Here is a 19197-nt window from a genome sequence, read left to right on the forward strand (position 1 = left end):
GCGAGGCCAAAAACACAGTCATGTCTTCTCCAAATAATCGGTTGCTTCCGATTCGAGCGCGCTGCGGACAAACGACCGCAGTACGGGGTATTCGGTTAGTTCGGGGTCGACGGAGATGAGGGAGTTGGCGACGTGGCGAGCCGTCAGGATGATTTCCTCGTCGCGGAGGACGCTGAGCAGTTTGAGGCTGCTGCGGCGGCCCGACTGGGCGACTCCCAGTACGTCGCCCTCGCGGCGGTTCTCCAGGTCGATCCGGGACAGCTCGAAGCCGTCGCTCGTCGCGGCCACCGCATCGAGCCTGCCGCGCGACGGTGACGTCGGCCAGGTGTCCGTCACCAGCAGGCAGAGGCCCGGCACCTTGCCCCGGCCGACCCGCCCGCGCAGCTGGTGGAGCTGGGAGATGCCGAACCGGTCGGCGTCCATGATCACCATCGTCGAGGCGTTCGGCACGTCCACGCCGACCTCGATCACGGTGGTCGCGATCAGCACGTCGATCTCGCCGGCCGCGAACCGCGACATCACCGAGTCCTTCTCGTCGGCCGGCAGCCGCCCGTGCAGGATCTCCACCCGCAGATCGCCCAGCACCTGCTCGAGCACCTCGGCCACCTGCAGCACCGAGATGGCCGGCCGCGGCTTGCCCTTCGCCCCGGGGCCGCCCTCCTCCTCCGCACCCGCCGCGAACTCGCCTTCCTCGTCACCCGCGTTCTTCACGTCGTCGCCGATCCGCGGGCAGACGACGTACGCCTGATGCCCCTTGCCGACCTCCTCGCGGATCCGCTCCCAAGCCCGCTCGAGCCAGGCGGGGCGTTCCTTGGCGGGCACCACCGAGCTCATGATCGGCGACCGTCCGGCGGGCAGCTCGGTCAGCGTCGACACCGCGAGATCGCCGAACACCGTCATCGCGACGGTCCGCGGGATCGGCGTCGCCGTCATCACCAGCACGTGCGGGGTCGCGTCGCCCGACTTCTGGCTCAGCGCCGCACGCTGCTCGACCCCGAACCGGTGCTGCTCGTCGATCACCACCAGCCCGAGATCGGCGAACTGCACCTTGTCCTCGAGCAACGCGTGCGTACCAACCACGATCCCCGCGGCCCCGCTGGCCGCATCCAACATCGCCGTACGCCGGGCTGCCGCGTTCAGCGACCCGGTCAGCAACCCCACCCGGGTCGCTTGCTCCGCCCCACCGAGCATGCCCTGCTCGGCCAGCTCACCGAGCATCTTCGTCAACGTCTTGTGGTGCTGGGTCGCGAGCACCTCGGTCGGCGCGAGCAGCACCGCCTGGCCACCCGCGTCGACCACCGACAGCATCGCCCGCAACGCGACCACGGTCTTGCCGGAGCCGACCTCGCCCTGCAGCAGCCGGTGCATCGGGTGCGGCCGGGCCAGATCGGCGAAGATCTCGTCGCCGACCTCGGCCTGTCCCGCGGTCAGCTGGAACGGCAACCGCGCGTCGAACTCGTCGAGCAACCCACCCGCCGTGCGCTCGCGCGGTATCGCCTTGAGCGCGTCGGTGACGGCCCGGCGCTGGGCCAGGATCGTCTGCATCACCAGCGCTTCCTCGAACCGGAACCGCTTCTGCGCGAGCTCCCAGTCCTTCTCGGTCTCCGGCAGATGCACCTTCTGCAGCGCCTCGCGCAGGCCGAGCAGCTTCTCCTTGCGCAGGATCAGCTCAGGGATCGGGTCGTCGACGTCCTCGAGGTTGTCCAGGACGATCTTGATACTGCGCTCGATCGTCGCCGTCGGCAGCTTCGCGCTGGCCGGGTAGAGCGGCCGGAACGGCTTGGCGCGGCGCTCGATCTCCTCCTCGCTGAGGTCCTCCTCGTCGAGGATCTCGGTGCCCGGGCCCTTGAGCTGCATGATGTCGCGGAACCTGGTCACCTCACCCCAGAACAGCGCGGCCGTGCCGGCGGTCAGCTTGTTCGCCAGCCAGGGCTGGTTGAAGAACGCCAGCTCGAGGTCGTTGCGGCCGTCCGTGACGACCACCTTGGTGATCGTCTTGTGCCGGCGGAACTTCTGCACCTCGTCCGGCCGGATCTCCTGCTTGGAGTCCAGCGAGCGAACGGTGACCTTCTTGACCCGGCCACTGACCGTGGCCTGGTCGCCGATCTCCAGCTCGTCGAACGGCGTCAGCTCGCCCTTCTTCAGGTACCGCCGCGGGTAGTGCCGCAGCAACTCGCCGACGGTCTCGATACCGAGCACCTCGGAGAAACTCTTGGCCGTCTTCGCCCCGATGAAGTCGCGGAGCTTACGGTCGACGTCGGTCTTCATTCCACCCCGATCAGCAACGGGTACCTTTCCTGTCCACCGTCGTACACCACGACATCGACATCTCTGCGAATCCGGCGCACATACCGCACCACCGCGTCGACCAGCGCCTGGTCCACTTCACGTCCCGTGACCACCGTCATCAGCTCGCCACCGCCACCCAGCAAGCGGTCCACAACTCCCGTTGCCGCGGTCACCAGGTCGTCGGTGATGAGGGTGAAGTCGCCGTCCACCACGCCCAACGCGTCACCGATCCGGCAGGTGCCGGCCATCGTCCAGGCGTCCTTCACGGCGATCGTCACCGCGCCATGCCTGGTCTGCCCGGCCGCTGCCGACAGCTGCACGACTGCGTCGTCAAAGCTCCGCTCGGGGTCGTGGACCGCAATCGCCGCCAGCCCTTGGACCTGAGCCCGCGTAGGAATCACCGCCACCCGTACGCCGTCCTGTCGCGCCGCAGCCGCAGCTGCCTCGGCAACCGCGATGGAGTCGCTGTCGTTCGGCAGCAGCACGATCTCTGGCGCACCGGAACGCTCAATCGCCTTCAGCAGCTCACCTGTCGAGCAGCGCCGTCCGGGGCCGCCCTGGACGACCACTGCACCGGCCTCGGCGAACAGGTTCGCCAGCCCGTCACCGGCGGCTACAGCGATCACCGCCCGGTTCGGCACCGGCACACGGTGAGCCAGGTCGGCGAAGTGGGTGACCCTGATCCGGTACGGCTTCCCGATCCCTATCCCGAGCTCGATGGTCGCGCCGACGTCATCGGTGTGCACGTGGACGTTCCAGAGTTCGTCCCCGCCGACCACCACGACCGAGTCTCCCAGCTCGGCGAGCTGCCGACGGAAGTCGCCGATCTGCTCGTCCGGCGCCTCCAGCAGATACATCACCTCGTACGCCGGTCCGTCTGGGTCCAGATCAGTCCCCTGCGCCGGCACCAGGGCTTCAAGCGGCGGAACCCGAGCCGGTACGCCGGTAGTCGCGGCTGGCCCCCGTCCCGACAGGACCGACTCCATGGCCCCCAGGATCACGACCAGCCCGGCGCCACCGGCGTCCACCACACCGGCACGGCGTAGTACCTCCAGCTGCTCGGTCGTCTTGGTGAGAGCAACCCGTGCCGCAGCCACCGCCGCCAGACACACCTCGGCCAGGCTCTTGCCCGCATTAGCCGCCTCCAGGGCCGCATTGGCCGCCTGCCGAGCGACAGTCAGCATGGTCCCCTCCACCGGCTGCGCCACCGCGCTGTAGGCAGCATCAGCCGCGAAAGCCAACGCATCCGCAAAAGCCGCAGCCTCACTCATCCGCGCATCCGCCAGCACAGCTCGCGTCTCGCTAGCCCCAGCCGCCTCGCCCTCCGGGGAGGCGGGGCGGCCCAGGCGCTCCGCCGGCAGGTTCTCGGCCAGCCGTAAGCCACATGCGCGGACCAGCTGCGACGTGATGACTCCGGAGTTGCCTCTTGCTCCCAGGAGGGCTCCTCGGCCGAAGGCTTGGACTGCTTCGGCGAAGGTTAGTTCGCCTTCGGGGAGGGCGTCGCAGGCCGCCTCCCAGGTCAGGTAGAGGTTGGTGCCGGTGTCGCCGTCGGGGACGGGGTACACGTTGAGCTCGTCGATCTCGGCCCGGGCGCGCCCGAGCTCGGACAGCGCAGTACGGGCCCAGGCTCGCAGTACCGCCGTCGTCAGCACCTCTCCACGCACGTCCACGCCCGGAAGGCTAACGGGTCCGGCCGCCCGGCATCCGGCCGCTTACTATGTGGCGTGCTCGCTTCGCTCTTCTCGGTGGCTACCGACAGCTATGACGTGGCGGTCCGCGAGATCCGGGACGAGTTCGGGCCGCGGGTGAAGATCGAGCGGGTCAGCGGCGACCTCGGCCGGATCGCCGAGCACGGGCCGCCGATCGAGGAGCTGGCCGCCGCCTGCGGGGTCGGGCGGATCATGTTCATCCGCCACCTGACCGCGGAGCTCGCGAGTTTTCCGGTCAGCGAGGTGCCACCGGCACACGAGCTGACGGAGCTGATCCTGGCCGAACTGCCGCGCCATCCGCGGGCTCTCGCAGTACAGACGTGGACCGATGGCGCGTCTAGCGGTGGGTCGTACTACCACCTGCTGGAGGAAGGCCTGGGCGCCCGCGGGATCGAGGTCAGCCGGGCCGGTCAGGAATTCGTCGTCTCCTGTTTCGCCTCGAAGAAGAACGTGCTGATCGGCCTCAACCGGCTGGAGCACAGCCTGTCGGACTGGCCGGGTGGGCGGATGCGGCTGGCCCGGTCGGACGAGCGGGTGTCGCGCTCGGAGTTCAAGCTGGAGGAGGCGCTCCAGACCTTCGACCTGCGGTTGCCGGACGGCGGCAAGGCGCTCGACCTCGGCGCCAGCCCGGGCGGCTGGACGAGGATCCTGCGCCAGCACGGCCAGGAGGTCTGGTCCGTCGATCCCGGCGAACTCGACCGTCGCGTGGCAGCCGACCGCGGCGTGCATCACGTGGCCACGACGGCCGGCGAGTTCTTCCGCCGCAACCAGCTCCGCTTCGACGTCGTAGTCAACGACATGCGAATGGACCAGATCCTCAGCGCCCGAGTCATGGTCGACGCCGTCCCCCACCTCCGCCGCGGCGCCCTCGCAATCGTCACCCTCAAAGGCGGCGGCCGAAACCCCATCGACGCCGCCCGCCGCGCCCTGGACGTCCTCCACAAGCAGTACGACGTCCTGACGGCTCGCCAACTCCACCACAACCGCAACGAACTAACCGTCATCGCCCAAGCCCGCTAGCCCGCTCAGGTCACCTTGAAGTCCAAGGTCTTGGTTCCCTTGGCACCGGAGTCTGTCGTGACGGAGATCGTCACCTGGTACAGCCCACGGACCTTCAGCGAGTCCCTGCTGATGTCGATGCCGGCGCCGCAGCTCTCGTTGCGCACGGTCTGGATGACGGCCGTGCCGCGTTTGAGCACCCAGGTGGGGTAGCAGCCCTTGCCCAACTGCTCACCCGACTCGTCGTTCACCTTTGCGTAAGCGAGGGGAGCCGAGCCTGCGCGGTACTCGTTCGGTCCGATCTTGCCGCGGGTGGTCATCAAGATGGTGATCGCCAGCGTCCCCGGCGGAGGTGGGGCGATGGTCGGCGAAGTCGGGGTACCCGGCGTGGTCGTTTCTTCCCCGGGCGGGGTGACGGTGGTCGTCGCGGTGACAGTGCTGGTGACCGTCTCGGTCTGGATTGCCACCACCGTGGTCGCCGGTGGCGCAGGATTGATGCTGTCGGGGAGTTTGCCGGACTGGCCGGCGACGATGGTGAGCACCGAGCCGATCAGTGCCCCGACGACCGGAATGGCCGCGATCAGAGCGGGATGCCGGTGCCAGGCGTACTCCTTGGCCGGCTTCTTGGCAGGCTGACGCGTCTTGGTCTGATCCACTGTGGTTCCCCCCACAAGGCAACTGGTGCGATGGCCCCCCGGCCACCTTGAAGCCACCCACGATGGACCAAAACCGGGTGGGCGTCCATAGCGGAGAGTTACGAGTCTCTGCGCCCATCCCGGTGGCCGTGCTGTCACCGCGGCGCTGAGCCGGACGGCGTGGTCGCCGCCTAGGGTCTTGGCATGATCATGACCCTGCTCATCGGGTTGCCCGGCTCCGGCAAGACCACCTTGGCCAGACAGCTGGAGGTCGAGCGATCAGCGCTCCGCCTGACACCGGACGAGTGGATGCCCCCGCTCTTCGGCGCCGGCGAGAACGACGGCCGACGCTGGGTGCTCGAGTCCGAACTGCTCTGGGGTGTGGCCGCCCGGGTCCTGACGCTCGGGGTGAGCGTGATCCTCGACTACGGCTGCTGGAGCCGCCCCGAACGCGAACTGTTCCGCGAGAACGCGGCAAAACTCGGTGCCCGCACCGAGCTCATAGTCCTCGACCCACCGCTGAACGTGCTCTGGACCCGCCTGAACACCCGCAACGAGTCCGCCCCGCCCAACACCTTCCACATCACCCACGCCGAGCTCGTCTCGTACGACAAGCTCTTCGAGCGGCCAACCCCGGACGAGCTGGCGAAGTACGACCAGTACAGCGAGCTGGGGACACAGCAGTAGGCGCCCGGGTTGGACCCGGGCGCCACTGAGGACCTACACGGAGGGCCGGCCTGCTGGAGGCCGGAAGTTCTAGCCGACGACGCGCTGAACCTTGCCCGCCTTGATGCAGGACGTGCAGACCTTCAGCTTGACCGGCGTGCCCTTGATGACCGCGCGGATCGGCTGGATGTTGGGGTTGAACCGCCGCGACGTACGAGCCTTGACCCGACGGATCATCGCGCCCTTGCCGAGCCGGGCAACGCTGTTGCCGAACATCGGCTTCTTGTCACAAACATCGCACTTCTTAGACATGATTCTCCGTGTTTAGGGTCGAGACACCGACAGACCATGTTACACAGCGGTAGATGTGTCCACCAATTCGGTGCCGGCCGAGGGTCAGCCGAGGTCGGCGGCCGTCAGCCAGGCCACCTCGTCGCCCGACAACTCCACCGACAGCCCCGGCAGGGAGGTCCGCGTCTCGCTCAGGTGACGCGGGCCGATCAGCGGGAACACCGGGTACGGCTGGTTGAGCAGCCAGGCCAGCGCGATCGCCGTCGGTTCCACACCATACTTGCCGGCCAGTTCCTCCGCACGGCGCAGCCGCTCGAAGTTGCCGTCGGAGTAGAAGCACCGCACCAGTTCCTCGTCCGAGCGGTCCTCGGGCTTGGCGCGGCCGGTGAAGAACCCGCGAGCCTGGCTCGACCACGGGAACAGCGCCACCTGCCGGTCCCGCAACCACGCCTGCGACTCGTCGTCGCTGACATGCCGGCAACCGGCCCACGGTACGTCGTACGCCCGGGCCAGGCTGAGGTGGTTGCTCAGCAGCGTGAACGGCTGCTTCCCGTTGGCCGCGGCGTACGCGTTGGCCTCGTCGAAACGCGCGGTCGACCAGTTCGAGCCGCCGAACGCCTTCATCCGCCCGGCCCGGAAGTGCTCGTCCAGCACGTCCACGAACTCCCCGACCGGAATGTCCTCGTTGTCCCGGTGCATCAGGTAGAGGTCGACGTGATCGGTCTGCAGCCGCTCCAGCGACTCGTTCAACTGCCGGGTGATCGACTCCGGGTCGCAGTACGGCGTGTGTGCGCCCTTCCCGATCACGACGACCTCGTCGCGGTTGCCACGCGACGTGATCCACTGCCCGAGCAACTTCTCGCCGCGCCCGCCGCCGTAGATGTACGCCGTGTCGAACGTCGTGCCGCCGCGCTCGACGAAGTCGTCGAACATCGTCGCGGCGTGCGGCAGCGTCTGCTGGTTGTCGACACCCATCACGAGCCGCGACACCTGCTTGTCGAGGCCGGGCACCTTGCCGTACGTCATCGGAGCGTCCTCACGACGCGCCAGCGGCCGCCCGGTCGCGGTCGGGATCAGTACGTCGTCCCGCTCGCTCGCGTACTGCTGCCCGATCGCCTTCCGCCAGGCGTCCTGGACGTCGAGGTTGCCCAGCGTGTCGGCCCACGTCATCTCCGGCGCCTGCCGCTGCTCGATCGCGGCGGCGACCGCGTCGGCCTCCGCGGTGTAGATGAAGGCCGGCTCGGCGGAGATGTCCCGCGGCTCCTCCCCCACCTTGTGCAGCGTCACGTGGGTCGGCTTGCCGTCGCCGGCGAACCACGGGTCCTCGATGACCAGGTACCCCTCGCTGCCGAGCACCCGGACCCGGTTCTCGTCACCGAGCCGGACACCGGTGCTGACCTGGGCGGTCATCCCGCTGTCGAAGAAGAGCGTCGCGACCGACCACTCGTCGGCACCGGTCTCCCCGACCTGACCGACGGCGGTCACCGCGGCGGGTTCGGCGTACGGCGCTCCGATGGCGGCGCCGGCGATCAGCCGCGCCATCGAGACCGGGTACCCGCCGACGTCGAGGATGCCCCCGCCGGCCAGGTCGTCGGCGAAGATCCGGCTCTCCGGGTTGAACGACGCCTGGAAGGCGAACGACGCCTGGATCTGGTGCACCTTGCCGATCGCGCCGTCGCGGACCAGCTGGGCGACCAGCTTGGTCTGCGGCAGGCAGCGGTACATGTACGCCTCCATCAGGAAGACGTCGTTGCGGATCGCCGCCTCGATCATGGTGGCGGCCCAGGCGCGGTTGATCGCCAGCGGCTTCTCGCAGAGCACGTGCTTGCCGGCCTCCGCGGCCTTGATCGCCCACTCGGGGTGCAGCGGGTGCGGGGTGGCGATATAGACGGCGTCGACGGTCTCGTCGGCGAGCAGTTCGTCGTACGACGCATGGCGGTGCGGGATGTCGTACTTGTCACCGAACGCGTCCGCCGACGTCTGGCTGCGGCTACCGACCGCTGCCAGTACGCCGGTGGCCGAGGCCGGGACCTGACTGGCGAACCGGGACGCGATGTTGCCGGTCCCCAGAATTCCCCAGCGGAGCTTGCTGTTCTGCACAGAGGTTCCCCTCATCGTGTGCGGTCAGGGTCAGAACTTCATGGCGCCGGCGGCGATGTCGGCGATGAAGTGGCGGCCACCGATCAGGAAGACGCCGATCAACGGAACCACACTCATGAGGGCTCCCGCCATCACCATGCTGTAGTCGGTCCCGTAGATGCCGTTCAGCTGCTGCAGCGCGACCTGCAAGGTGAGCCGGTTGGGATCCGTCATCACGATCAACGGCCACAGGTAGTCGTTCCACACGTTGATGAAGGTGAAGATGCCCAGGAACGCCAGGCCGGGGCGCAGTACCGGCAGGCCGACGGTGAGGTACTGCCGGAAGAAGCCGGCGCCGTCGACCTTCGCGGCCGAGATCAGTTCGTCGGGGATCGCGCCCTTGGCGTACTGGCGCATCCAGAAGATCCCGAACGCGTTCGCGGCGCCGGGAATGATCAGCGCCTTCAGCGACCCGATCCAGCCGAACTCGGCCAGCGTCACGAACTGCGGCACCAGCGCCAGCTGGGACGGGATCATGAAGGTCGCCAGCAGCAGCCCGAACAGGAAGTTGCGCCCCGGGAACTCGTACTTCGCGAACGCGAACGCCGCCAGCGAGTCGAAGAACAGCACCAGCACGGTGACGCCCAGACTGGCGGCCAGGGTGAGCAGCATCGCGCCGAAGAAGTCGATGTTGTCCAGCACCTTGCCCATGTTCTCGAACAGGTGCGAGCCGATCGTCAGCTTCGGCGGGTAGGCGAAGATGTCCGGGGTGGTGTTCGAGGCCATCACCAGCATCCAGTAGAACGGGAAGATCGAGACCAGTACGCCGAACATCAGCACGACGTGACCGACGACGGTCCGGAGTCTTTCAGTGCGCATCGGCGTGCTCCTTCGCTGCGTTGTCCGCGGCGACCTGTTCCGCGGCGATCCTGCGCTGCACCCGGCGCGCGGCGCGCTTGGTGATCCGCTCGTCGTCGTTGCCGCCGATCAGCCGCCAGTTGATGATCGAGAACAAGACGATCAGGATGAACAGCGCCCAGCCGATCGCGGCGCCGTAGCCGAACTGGTTGGAGCCGAACGCGTTGTCGTACAGGTAGGAGACGATGGTCAGCCCGCCGTCACCCGGCCCGCCGATCGCGCCGCTGCTGCCGAACAGCACCTGCGACTCGGTGAAGATCTGCAGGCCGCCGATCGTCGAGGTGACCGCGGTGAACAGGATCACCGGGCGCAGCAGCGGGACGGTGATCCGCCAGAACGTCTGCGATGGCGAGGCACCGTCCACCTTGGCGGCCTCGTAGATGTCGGACGAGATCGCCTGCAGGCCGGCCAGGAAGATGATCGCGTTGTAGCCGGTCCACCGCCAGGCCACGATGGTCGCGATCGCGACCTTGATTCCCCACGGCTGGCTCAGCCACTCGATCTTGTCCAGCCCGATCGACTGCAGGAAGGCGTTCAGCAGGCCGAAGTTGTTGCTGAAGATCGAGCCGAACACCATCGTCACCGCGACCACCGAGGTGATGTTCGGGATGAAGTAGGCGATCCGGTAGAAGCTGCGGAACCGGGTCGCGTTGTGCAGCGCGTTCGCGATCACCAGGGCCAGCAGCAGCATCGGTACGGTCGAGAGCACCCAGATCAGCAGGGTGTTCGTGATCGACTTCCAGAACGTCGGGTCGGTGAGCAGGTAGCTGTACTGCTCCAGCCCGACCCACTTCATCGTGCCGATCCCGTCCCAGGCGTGGAACGACAGCCAGACCGAGAAGAACACCGGGAACGCGCCGAAGATCGCGAACAGGATGAAGAACGGCGACACCGCGGCGTACTGCGGCAGTGCCTGGCGGATCTTGTTGGGTGGTTTGTCCGGCGCCGGGTCCTTGGTGGTCACCGCGGCGGTACTGCGCAGCGCGTCGCTGACGGCCATCTCAGATCGCCCCCGCCCGGGTGAGTTCGCGGTCGATCTGGTGCTGCGCGTCCTGCCAGGCCTGGTCGGAGGTCTTGCTGCCGATCTCCACGTTGACCAGCTCCGCCGTCAACGGCTTGTTGATGATCGAGTCGTACGGGCTGAAGTAGGCGCCCGGGTACTTCTTCGCGGACTCGGCGAACACGTCGACGATCTTCTGGCCGCCGAAGAACGGGTCGGGAGCCGCCAGCCGGGGATCGGTGTAGCTGGCCGGAGTGGAGGGGAAGAGCACGGGATCGAGGAAGGACTGGGCCTGGTTCTTCGCCGACTCCAGCCAGGTGATGAAGGCGAAGGCGGCCTGCGGGTCCTTGCAGTACTTCGTGATCGCGAGGAACGAGCCGCCCCGGTTGCCCGGACCGCCGGGCGACGGCGTGACCCGCCACAGGCCCTTCGTCTTGGGTGCGGCGTTCTTCGGTCCCAGCTGGGCCCACCAGACCGCGCCGATGAAGGCCGCCAGCCGGCCGTTGGTGACCACGGCGTTGGCATCGGTGCTGCCTTGCTGCGCGTTGGCCGACAGGCCTTCCTTGACCACCCGCACGGCCAGCTCCCAGGCCTTCCTGATGTGCTCACCGTCGCCGATGTAGCGGCCGTCGGCAGTCATGTAGCGCTGCGGCAACTGGGCCAGGGCGTAGGAATAGACCGAGGTGATGTTGTCGGTGATCGCCGAGCCGCGCACCGCCTGGTTGAGCTTCTTGCCGAGCTGGATGTAGCGGTCCCAGTCGGGCGCGGCAGCGGCCACGTCCTGCGGCTCGGTCGGCAGGCCGGCCTTCTCGAAGATGTCGCGGCGGTAGAACAGCGCGGTCGGTCCGGTGTCCATCGGATAGGCCATCATCCGGTTCTCCGGCGTGATGCCGAGCTTCCACTTCCACTCCAGGAAGTCGGCCTTGAACCTGTCCGCGCCGAGCTCGTGCAGGTCGTGGAACTGGTCGGCGTTCGGGAAGTAGGTGGCGACGTCGTCGTTGATCGCGATGATGTCGGGGACCATCGACTTGCCGGCCAGCGAGGTCAGCACCTTGGTCTTGTAGTCGCCGCCGATCCGGGTCATCGAGAGCTGCTTGCCATTGCCACCGGGGATGGCCTTCTCGGCCTCGGCGATCAGGGCGTCGTTGACCGAGCCGGTCCAGGTCCACATGCTCAGCTGGTTGGCGGCGCCGAGCGAACCTGGGGATCCACATCCGGTCAGCCCGGCCGCCGCGGCACTCGCCCCGGCGCCGAGCACCAGGAACCGCCTGCGTGTCACTGCCATGAACCGCCTCACCTACACCTTCGCGTCGCTACCGGGAGGGAAGTACAGATGTTCATTTCCGCGAAAACGTGTCGAGAAATGTTCACACAAGGGTCTAGGTAAGCGCATACCAACTGAACCGGTCAAGGGGTCATCCCACCTCCAGCCGGTGCGGGCCCGACTGTTACGGAACTGACAGGATGGGGCCATGCCGACGATCGATACCGTCCTGTTCGACGCCGACGGAGTCATCCAGCAAGGCACCAGTGACTGGCGGGGAACGTTGTCCTCGTTCGTCGAGCCGGCCGAGGCCGAGGAGTTCATCCTCGACCTGATGGCCTCGGAGGCTCCGACACTCACCGGCAAGGGTGACTTCCGCGAGGCGCTGGCCGAGGTGCTCCAGCGCTGGTCATCGACCGGCACCCTCGAGGAGGTGCTGCAGCTGTGGCACCAGTTCGAGGCCGATCCCGTCGTGGTCGGCTGGATCCAGCAGCTCCGGGCCGCCGGGATCGGTTGTCATCTCGCCACCAACCAGCAGACCTACCGGCGGGCGATCATGCACGACGAGCGCCGGTACGGCGACTGGTTCGACCAGACCTTCTACTCGTGCGACCTCGGCCTGGCCAAACCTGATCCGGCGTACTTCACCGCGATCCTGACCGCCGTGGACCGGCCGGGGACCTCGACGCTGTTCATCGACGACAACGAGGCCAACATCAAGGGTGCCCGCGATGCGGGCCTGCACGCCGAGCTCTACGACCTCAGCGAAGGACACGAGGTGCTGCGTGATCTCCTGGCGAAGTACGGACTGACAGTGGTCTGAGCGGGCGGCTGATGGCGAACAGGATCGCCAGCAGCGGGATGGTGATCAGGAAGGCGATTCGTAGGTCGACGACCCGGGTGAGGCCGGCGAGGATGGCTGGTGCCGACAGGATCGCCGCACCGGAAGCGGCAGCTCCGAGTGCTGCCAGGCGCGCCGGGCTGAGGCCCGGGGTGGCGACCAGGGCAGCCACCGTCATGGGATAGAGCGGCGCGATGCCGATCCCCGCGACCACCAGGCCGACCGTCACCATGCCCGGTCCGTCAAACAGGCTGACCAACAGCGTGCCTCCGACCGCCAGTACGCCGGCTGGCACCAGCGGCGACCAGCCGCGAAGACTCAGTGGGCCGATTGCCCTCCCTGCTGCCAGCCCGACCGGGAACGCGCTGCCCAGCAGAGCAGCCGTTGCCATCGGCAACCCAGTGGCGACCAGTCGCGCCACAGCCCAGACAACGAAGCAGAACTCCACCGCCACGGCCAGCACCACGCGAAGCCAGCCTTTGGCCACCTGCGACACGACCAGTCCGCCGCTGGCTGCTTGCTGATGAGTCGCCGCGGGCCGGGCGAAGACGGCCAAAGCCAGGAGTGGCGGCGCTGCGGCGAGCATCGCCAGGCGTCCGGTGGAGCCGAGGGTGTCTACCGCACCGATAGCCAGTGGAGCCAGGATGCCCGTCGCGCTGGCGAAGGCATTGACCTTGGTGAGTCTCACCGCGGCCGTCGGACCGCTCAGCAGCAGCGGCGCGATCAGGATCAGCAGGGCTCCACCTAGTCCGACACACAACCCGCCACCGATCGCCACGACGTACTGCGGAGCAACCGCGATCAGCACTCCACCGAGCGCGCAGACGATCGACCCCACCCGCAGTACCGCGCTGATGGCGAACGTCCTGAGCACCACCGGCCCGACCACCGCGACAACCAGCAAGCCCACCGCGAAGGCCGACGGCAGCAAGGCCAGCCGCTCCGCGGGCAAATCGAGATCCCGGGCCAGTACCGCGACACAAGCGCCGAGCCCGGACAGCAGGAACCCCAGGGCCCCCAGCGCGACCCCGATCTCCACCTCCTCCCGCCGGCCGCTCTGGTCCAGCGACTGGTCGGTCATCCTCCCGACCGGTTCAGCAGGGACGCCAGGTCGTGGAGGTCGCGGAGCCGGAAGTCACCGTCGAGGCCTTTGAGCGCCGCGGTCCGGGCACCTGCCGCCCGGCCGGCGGCCAGTCCCACTTCGGCGTCTTCCACGACCAGGCAGTACCGCGGATCGACGGCGAGCAATTCGGCAGCGCGAAGGTAGCCCTCAGGGTCGGGTTTGCCCCGGCTGATGTCTTCGATCGTCACCAGCAGCGGCGGGTCGATGCCGGCCGCGCCGAGACGTGCTTTCGCAAGCCTGAGGTCAGCGCTCGTGACGACTGCCCACGGAAGACCGCCGAGCGACGCCAGTACTTCGAACGCACCGGGCGCCGCGACGACGTCGGAGAGATCGTCGTACTGCAACTCCAACTGCCGGGCCGCGGCCGTCGACCGGGCCACCTCGCCGAGTTGCGGGAGCATCCGGGCGACGGTCGACTCGGCGGGCGCGCCGTGCGCCTGCGACAGCACCTCGGCCACGGATACGCCGTACTCCGAAGCCCACGTCGTCCACGCGCGCTCGACAGACGCGTCCGAGGTGACCAGAGTGCCGTCCATGTCGAACAACACGGCCTGCAGTTCCCGCAATTCCATCGATCCTCCATTAAACTCGTTCTCCGAGGATAAACCCGGTGCACCCCAGGACAGCAAGAGGTGACGTGAAACCAGTGCAGCGGCGAGGGCAGTGGCAGACGGCTGCTGACGTTCTTAGCCGGGTCGCCCGCCAGCCGGGGATCACCCGCGCGGCCGTGGCAAAGGAGCTCCGGCTGAGCACCAGCACGACCACTGAGATCACCGCTCGTCTCCGCGACCTGCAGCTCCTCACCGAGACCCCGGCACCGAGCCAGGGCCGTGGGCGGCCGACGACAGTACTGCGCCCGCATCCGCAGGGCCCGGTGGTGCTCGCACTGGAGTTGCGGCAGGCGGGTTGGCAGAGCGCCGTGGTGTCGCTGGACGGCGTACTGACCGACCGGCGGTCCAAGGGGCACCGCCGCCGGCCGGCCGCAGTACTGGCTGCTCTGCGGACAGTTGTTGAGGATGCCAGGGCGCAGTACGGGGAACGTCTGCTGGCCGTCAGTCTGGCTGCGGCTGGCACGGTCAGGGCGGGTCATCTCATGCAGGCGACGACGCTGGGGTGGGGCACTGTCGACCTGAGTCCGGTGGTGGAGGGCACTCGGCTGCCGCTGCTGGTGGGGAACGACGCGACGCTCAGTGGAGTCGCTGAGGCGCGTACGGGGGCAGCGGCCGGCGCTGGGACTGCACTGCACCTGATTGTCGAGGTGGGAGTCGGCGGGACGCTGATACTCGACGGGAGTCCTGCCAGCGGTGCGACTGGCGCTGGAGGCGAGTACGGGCACATACCCTTCGGCGACCGCAGTCTGTCGTGCCCCTGCGGAGCGCGCGGCTGCTGGGACCTTGAGGTGGACGGCCGAGCCCTGGCCCGCCACCTCGGCGCCCCGGAACCCGACGATCCCTACACCTACGCCGAAGCGGTCCTACAACGCCTCACAGAGCCGGCTGTGAAGAGAGCGGTCGACACGGTCGTTGCTGCTTTGGCTGGTGGGATTGCTGGGCTGGTGAACGCTCATGACCCCCAGGTGGTGACGCTTGGCGGCCTGGCGATCCCGCTGCGAGCTGCCGCGCCTACCACCTTCACCACTGCCTACGCCGAAGGCCTGATGACCTTCCACCGCGCCAACCCGCCGCCGGTACTCGACTCGACCCACCAGGAGACTGGCCCACTCCGCGGCGCTGCCGCCCTCGGGTTCGACCACGTCACCACCCCGGCCACCCTGGCTGCGTGGGCGGACCGCACAGCTCAGTCCCTCTCCCCCGCGACCTGATCCTCGGCGTCATCCGTCGAGGCCAACTCGGTCTCGGCCTCCGCCGTCGGCTCCGGCTTGGGGGCCGGCACGATCGGCGGTTCGAGGACGGCGAGGATCTTGATGATGTCGTGGCGGTGATGCTGGATCTCGTGTGCGGTGTGCCGGATGATCCAGCCGAGCGAGCGAGGCGCGCGGACCGGGTAGTTGTAGAGGCCGAGCTTGCCGAGCTGAGGCGGCGTGAGCACCCGCGCCGCCGCGCCGAACTCGCGGGCGAAACGCATGAGCGCCGCTGCGACCTCCATTGGATCCTGGTCCTCGTACTTCGCTTCCTTGACCCGCCCGGTCCGGTCCATCGGCGCGTAGACCGGCCGGTCCTCGGCAAGGCATTGCGCGATCCGCAGTCGCTGCACTTCCAGTACGTCGCGCACGTGGCACGCGTACTCGATCGCCGACCACACCTCAGGCTCCGGGCGGATCCGGACGACATTCGAGTCGGGTCCGGCCGCCGCCTTGGTCAGCGCCATGCTGCACTCGGCCGACTGCCGGACGAGCGTCGTCACCGTGCCCTGCAGATCACCGGTGTCGTAGTTGAACCCGCATTCCTCGCACAGTCCGTCGACCGGCGGGCGACTCTTGTTCACTCAGCACTCCTGTTTCGGAACTTCCACGCGTGATCCACCGGCCCGATCCCACCACCGAGCGCAAAACCGGAAGCCACCGCCCCACTGACGTACTCCTTCGCGGCCTCGACAGCAGCCGGTACGTCGTACCCGCGGGCCAGGTACGACGCGATCGCACTCGCCAGCGTGCAACCCGTGCCGTGCGTGTGCCGGTTGTCGGCGCGAGGCGCACTGAACTCCAGCCGTACGCCGTCCCCGTGCAACACGTCCACAGCCAACGGACCCGCGTCGTGACCGCCCTTCACCAGCACCCACGTGGCACCGGCGTCGAGCAGGACCTTCGCCGCAACTTCGCGATCCTCGACACTGCGCAACTCGACACCCGCGACCGGACCCAGCTCGGTCAGGTTGGGAGTCAGCACGGTCGCCAGCGGCACGATCTCCTCCCGCACCGCCACCATCGCATCCTCAGCGAGCAACGCGTCCCCGTGCTTCGACACGGACACGGGATCGACCACCACCGGTACGCCGTCCGGCAGCGTCCGCAGCAACCCGGCCACCAGCCGGACCATCGAGGCGGACGCCAGCATCCCCGTCTTCACCGCGTCGACACCGATGTCGTCAACGACACTCCGGAACTGCGCCACCACCTGCTCCTCGGGCAACTCCCAAGCACCCTGCACGCCCAGGCTGTTCTGCGCCGTGATCGCCGTCAGCACGCTCATCCCGTGCACGCCGTTGGCCAGCATCGCCTTCAGATCGGCCTGGATCCCGGCCCCGCCGCCGGAATCGGATCCGGCGACGGTAAGCACCCGGGGCGGCGCGGCGTTCATGACTGCTCCTGACAAACGATAGCGGTGGACAGGGCCGCGGCAGCGGCGGTGGGAGTGGCGGTGGACATGGCGTCAGCTCCGGAAGTGCGCGTGGCCGGTGACGGCCGTGTAGAGCTCGCCGTCGACGGTCACCGTGCCGGGCGGTTGAGCTTCATTGCCGACGGCAACGGTGCCGATGACGGTCCAGGTGTCCGGCACGTCGGCCGGCTCGAAGGTGCCGACCAGGGCGTGATCCTCGCCACCGCTCAGGACGAACGCCAAGGCGTCCGCGCCGGTTGCCGAGGCGACGGCCTGGAGTGGTTCGGCGATGGTCAGCGCAGCCGAGCGGATGTCGATCCGCACCTCACTGGCGACCGCGATGTGGGTCAGGTCGGCGATCAGCCCGTCGCTCACGTCGCACATGGACGAGGCGCCCGCGATCGCGGCGCGCGGCCCTTCGGCGTACGGCGGCGCGGGGCGGCGGTGCGCCTCCACCACCGAGCGCGGCGACCGGAACCCGCGGTTGAGCACGGTGAACCCGGCCTCGGCCCAGCCCAGCCGCCCGACCACGGCGACCTCGTCGCCGGGGCGCGCGCCGGAGCGCAGTACGGGCGAACGACCGTCGAGGGAGCCGAAGGCAGTGACCGAGACGACGATCTTGTCGGACTGCACGGTGTCGCCGCCGACGATGCTCACGCCGAGCAGCTCACACTCGTCGCCGATGCCCTGGGTGAGCTCGATCGCCCACGCGGTCGGCAGATCCGCCGGTCCGCCGAACCCGACCACCAGCGAGGTCGGCCGGGCGCCCATCGCGACGATGTCGGCCAGATTCTGCGCGGCGGCCTTGCGGCCCACGTCGTACGCCGAGGACCAGTCCTGGCGAAAGTGCCGGCCCTCCACCAGCAGGTCGGTCGTGATCACCATCCGCCCGTCCGGCACCGCCACCACAGCCGCGTCGTCACCCGGTCCGACCAGGACGTCCGCACCTTGGGGAAGGCTCTTGGTGGCGGCCTCGATGAAGCCGAACTCACCAGTGCTTCCCAACGTCTCTGTCACGTCAGCAGACCTCCCATATCGCTCCCCGGAGTCTAGGCGGTACGGTGACCGAGCAACGAAGAGTACGCCCGGCCGCTCTGCAGTACCGTGGCCGATGTCAGCTGAGGACGACTGAGTGGAGAACGACGTGGTGGTCCAGGCCTACATCCTGATCCAGACCGAGGTCGGCAAGGCGGCCGACGTCGCACAGCAGATCGCCGAGGTGCAGGGCGTCACCCTGGCCGAGGACGTCACCGGTCCGTACGACGTGATCGTGCGCGCCGAGGCGCGCAACGTCGACGAACTGGGCAAGCTGGTCGTGGCGCGCGTGCAGAACGTGCCCGGCATCACCCGCACCCTGACGTGCCCAGTCGTCCACATCTGAGCCCGATCACCGCCACCAGACGCCAGCGCGTCCGCCGACGAGCCGCGCTGGCCATCGCCTTGGCCGTGCTCTCCCCGGCGGCGCTGGCCGCCTGCAGCCCCGGCCCGGCCGAAATCGCCGTCCCGTCACCCGCACCCGAGGTCGCGGACGCCTGCGCCGAGCTGATCAAGGCAATGCCCTCCAAGGTCCTCGACGCCAAACGCCGCGAGACCAAACCGGCCAGCCCGCTGACCACGGCGTACGGCGATCCACCGATCGAGGTGACCTGCGGCGTCGCCACTCCGGCCGGCATGGCGGAGGCCCAGTCGCAGTGCTTCGAGGTCAACGGCGTCGGCTGGTACGCCCAACAGGTGACCAACGGCCACATCTTCACCACCATCGGCCGAAAGCTCTACCTAGAACTCGCCGTGCCCAGCAAGTACGCCCCGGAGGCCAACGCCCTCACCGACGTCGCGGACGCCATCAAGACCCACAACACCCTGATCACGCCCTGCACCTGATCACCACCGCGCGAGGTGGCGCGCAGCGCCACGAGCCCACGGCGAGCCGGGCAAGCCGCCGCGCCCACTCACCCTCACCCGCGAGGTGGCGCGAAGCGCCACGAGCCCGCAGTCGGCCGGGGCCCGTGCCTCGCCCAGCTCTCGTTCGCGAGGTGATGCGCAGCATCACGAGCCAGTCCCCGGTGGTGGCGAGCGCGAGCCCGCTTCCGGTGGGCGAGGTGGCGGGT

The 19197-nt window shown here is 68.4% G+C and carries 19 protein-coding genes; 6 read left to right on the forward strand and 13 right to left on the reverse strand.

The genetic code is table 11. The features are described 5' to 3' along the window. Positions 1-18: 18 nt before the first annotated feature. A complete protein-coding gene (gene recG, locus ACQPYM_RS28810) occupies positions 19-2268 on the reverse strand; it encodes an ATP-dependent DNA helicase RecG (RefSeq protein WP_433006539.1) in 2250 nt (749 codons plus the stop codon). After that, complete coding sequence (locus tag ACQPYM_RS28815) at positions 2265-3959, reverse strand: DAK2 domain-containing protein (RefSeq protein ID WP_433006542.1); 1695 nt, start codon at positions 3957-3959, stop codon at positions 2265-2267. Before ACQPYM_RS28815 ends, recG begins: the two co-directional genes overlap by 4 nt. Before the next feature lie 75 nt (positions 3960-4034). Here ACQPYM_RS28815 and ACQPYM_RS28820 point away from each other — a divergent pair, with 75 nt between their 5' ends. Further along, on the forward strand, positions 4035-5018 hold the full coding sequence (locus ACQPYM_RS28820) for an SAM-dependent methyltransferase (RefSeq protein ID WP_433006545.1): 984 nt from the start codon (positions 4035-4037) through the stop codon (positions 5016-5018). Between the two features lie 5 nt (positions 5019-5023). Here the strand turns inward: ACQPYM_RS28820 and ACQPYM_RS28825 are convergent, their stop codons facing one another. Then, the gene (locus ACQPYM_RS28825; RefSeq protein ID WP_433006548.1) at positions 5024-5653 is read right to left on the reverse strand and encodes a hypothetical protein; all 630 of its coding nucleotides are present in this window, start codon (positions 5651-5653) and stop codon (positions 5024-5026) included. A 183-nt stretch (positions 5654-5836) separates the two neighbouring features. Here ACQPYM_RS28825 and ACQPYM_RS28830 point away from each other — a divergent pair, with 183 nt between their 5' ends. Then, complete coding sequence (locus tag ACQPYM_RS28830) at positions 5837-6319, forward strand: AAA family ATPase (protein ID WP_433006551.1); 483 nt, start codon at positions 5837-5839, stop codon at positions 6317-6319. Positions 6320-6388: 69 nt separating this feature from the next. On the opposite strand, the gene rpmB is transcribed toward ACQPYM_RS28830, so the two are convergent. From rpmB to ACQPYM_RS28855, 5 genes are all read right to left on the reverse strand, one after another. Continuing rightward, positions 6389-6610 (reverse strand): 50S ribosomal protein L28, encoded by a 222-nt coding sequence (gene rpmB, locus ACQPYM_RS28835; RefSeq protein ID WP_360286914.1) that lies wholly within the window; start codon positions 6608-6610, stop codon positions 6389-6391. A gap of 84 nt (positions 6611-6694) precedes the next feature. Next, entirely contained in the window at positions 6695-8689 is a 1995-nt protein-coding gene (locus ACQPYM_RS28840) for an aldo/keto reductase (RefSeq protein WP_433006555.1), read from the reverse strand. Between the two features lie 30 nt (positions 8690-8719). Continuing rightward, positions 8720-9547, reverse strand: coding sequence for a carbohydrate ABC transporter permease (locus tag ACQPYM_RS28845; protein WP_433006558.1), 828 nt, complete (start codon positions 9545-9547; stop codon positions 8720-8722). After that, a complete protein-coding gene (locus ACQPYM_RS28850) occupies positions 9537-10586 on the reverse strand; it encodes a carbohydrate ABC transporter permease (RefSeq protein ID WP_433006561.1) in 1050 nt (349 codons plus the stop codon). Before ACQPYM_RS28850 ends, ACQPYM_RS28845 begins: the two co-directional genes overlap by 11 nt. A gap of 1 nt (position 10587) precedes the next feature. Beyond that, positions 10588-11871, reverse strand: a complete 1284-nt coding sequence (locus tag ACQPYM_RS28855) for an ABC transporter substrate-binding protein (protein ID WP_433006564.1) — start codon at positions 11869-11871, stop codon at positions 10588-10590. Between the two features lie 187 nt (positions 11872-12058). Between ACQPYM_RS28855 and ACQPYM_RS28860 the strand changes: the two genes are divergently transcribed. Then, a complete protein-coding gene (locus ACQPYM_RS28860; protein WP_433006567.1) occupies positions 12059-12673 on the forward strand; it encodes an HAD-IA family hydrolase in 615 nt (204 codons plus the stop codon). On the opposite strand, the gene ACQPYM_RS28865 is transcribed toward ACQPYM_RS28860, so the two are convergent. Beyond that, on the reverse strand, positions 12612-13772 hold the full coding sequence (locus ACQPYM_RS28865; protein ID WP_433006570.1) for an MFS transporter: 1161 nt from the start codon (positions 13770-13772) through the stop codon (positions 12612-12614). The genes ACQPYM_RS28860 and ACQPYM_RS28865 overlap by 62 nt on opposite strands. After that, a complete protein-coding gene (locus ACQPYM_RS28870; protein WP_433006573.1) occupies positions 13769-14386 on the reverse strand; it encodes an HAD-IA family hydrolase in 618 nt (205 codons plus the stop codon). Before ACQPYM_RS28870 ends, ACQPYM_RS28865 begins: the two co-directional genes overlap by 4 nt. Positions 14387-14451: 65 nt before the next feature. Between ACQPYM_RS28870 and ACQPYM_RS28875 the strand changes: the two genes are divergently transcribed. Further along, a complete protein-coding gene (locus ACQPYM_RS28875) occupies positions 14452-15636 on the forward strand; it encodes an ROK family transcriptional regulator (RefSeq protein ID WP_433006576.1) in 1185 nt (394 codons plus the stop codon). On the opposite strand, the gene ACQPYM_RS28880 is transcribed toward ACQPYM_RS28875, so the two are convergent. From ACQPYM_RS28880 to ACQPYM_RS28890, 3 genes are all read right to left on the reverse strand, one after another. Beyond that, on the reverse strand, positions 15612-16259 hold the full coding sequence (locus ACQPYM_RS28880) for a DinB family protein (protein WP_433006579.1): 648 nt from the start codon (positions 16257-16259) through the stop codon (positions 15612-15614). The two genes, ACQPYM_RS28875 and ACQPYM_RS28880, sit on opposite strands and share 25 nt — an antisense overlap. Next, entirely contained in the window at positions 16256-17071 is an 816-nt protein-coding gene (gene thiD / locus ACQPYM_RS28885) for a bifunctional hydroxymethylpyrimidine kinase/phosphomethylpyrimidine kinase (protein WP_433006582.1), read from the reverse strand. The genes ACQPYM_RS28880 and thiD overlap by 4 nt, the downstream gene beginning before the upstream one ends. A gap of 72 nt (positions 17072-17143) precedes the next feature. After that, positions 17144-18106, reverse strand: coding sequence for a thiamine-phosphate kinase (locus ACQPYM_RS28890; RefSeq protein ID WP_433006585.1), 963 nt, complete (start codon positions 18104-18106; stop codon positions 17144-17146). Positions 18107-18233: 127 nt separating this feature from the next. Here ACQPYM_RS28890 and ACQPYM_RS28895 point away from each other — a divergent pair, with 127 nt between their 5' ends. Continuing rightward, positions 18234-18470, forward strand: coding sequence for an Lrp/AsnC family transcriptional regulator (locus tag ACQPYM_RS28895; RefSeq protein ID WP_433023411.1), 237 nt, complete (start codon positions 18234-18236; stop codon positions 18468-18470). After that, complete coding sequence (locus tag ACQPYM_RS28900; RefSeq protein ID WP_433006588.1) at positions 18449-18970, forward strand: DUF3515 domain-containing protein; 522 nt, start codon at positions 18449-18451, stop codon at positions 18968-18970. Before ACQPYM_RS28895 ends, ACQPYM_RS28900 begins: the two co-directional genes overlap by 22 nt. Positions 18971-19197: the final 227 nt, after the last annotated feature.

Source organism: Kribbella sp. CA-294648, from assembly GCF_050943845.1.
In the GTDB taxonomy this organism is placed as follows: Bacteria; Actinomycetota; Actinomycetes; order Propionibacteriales; family Kribbellaceae; genus Kribbella.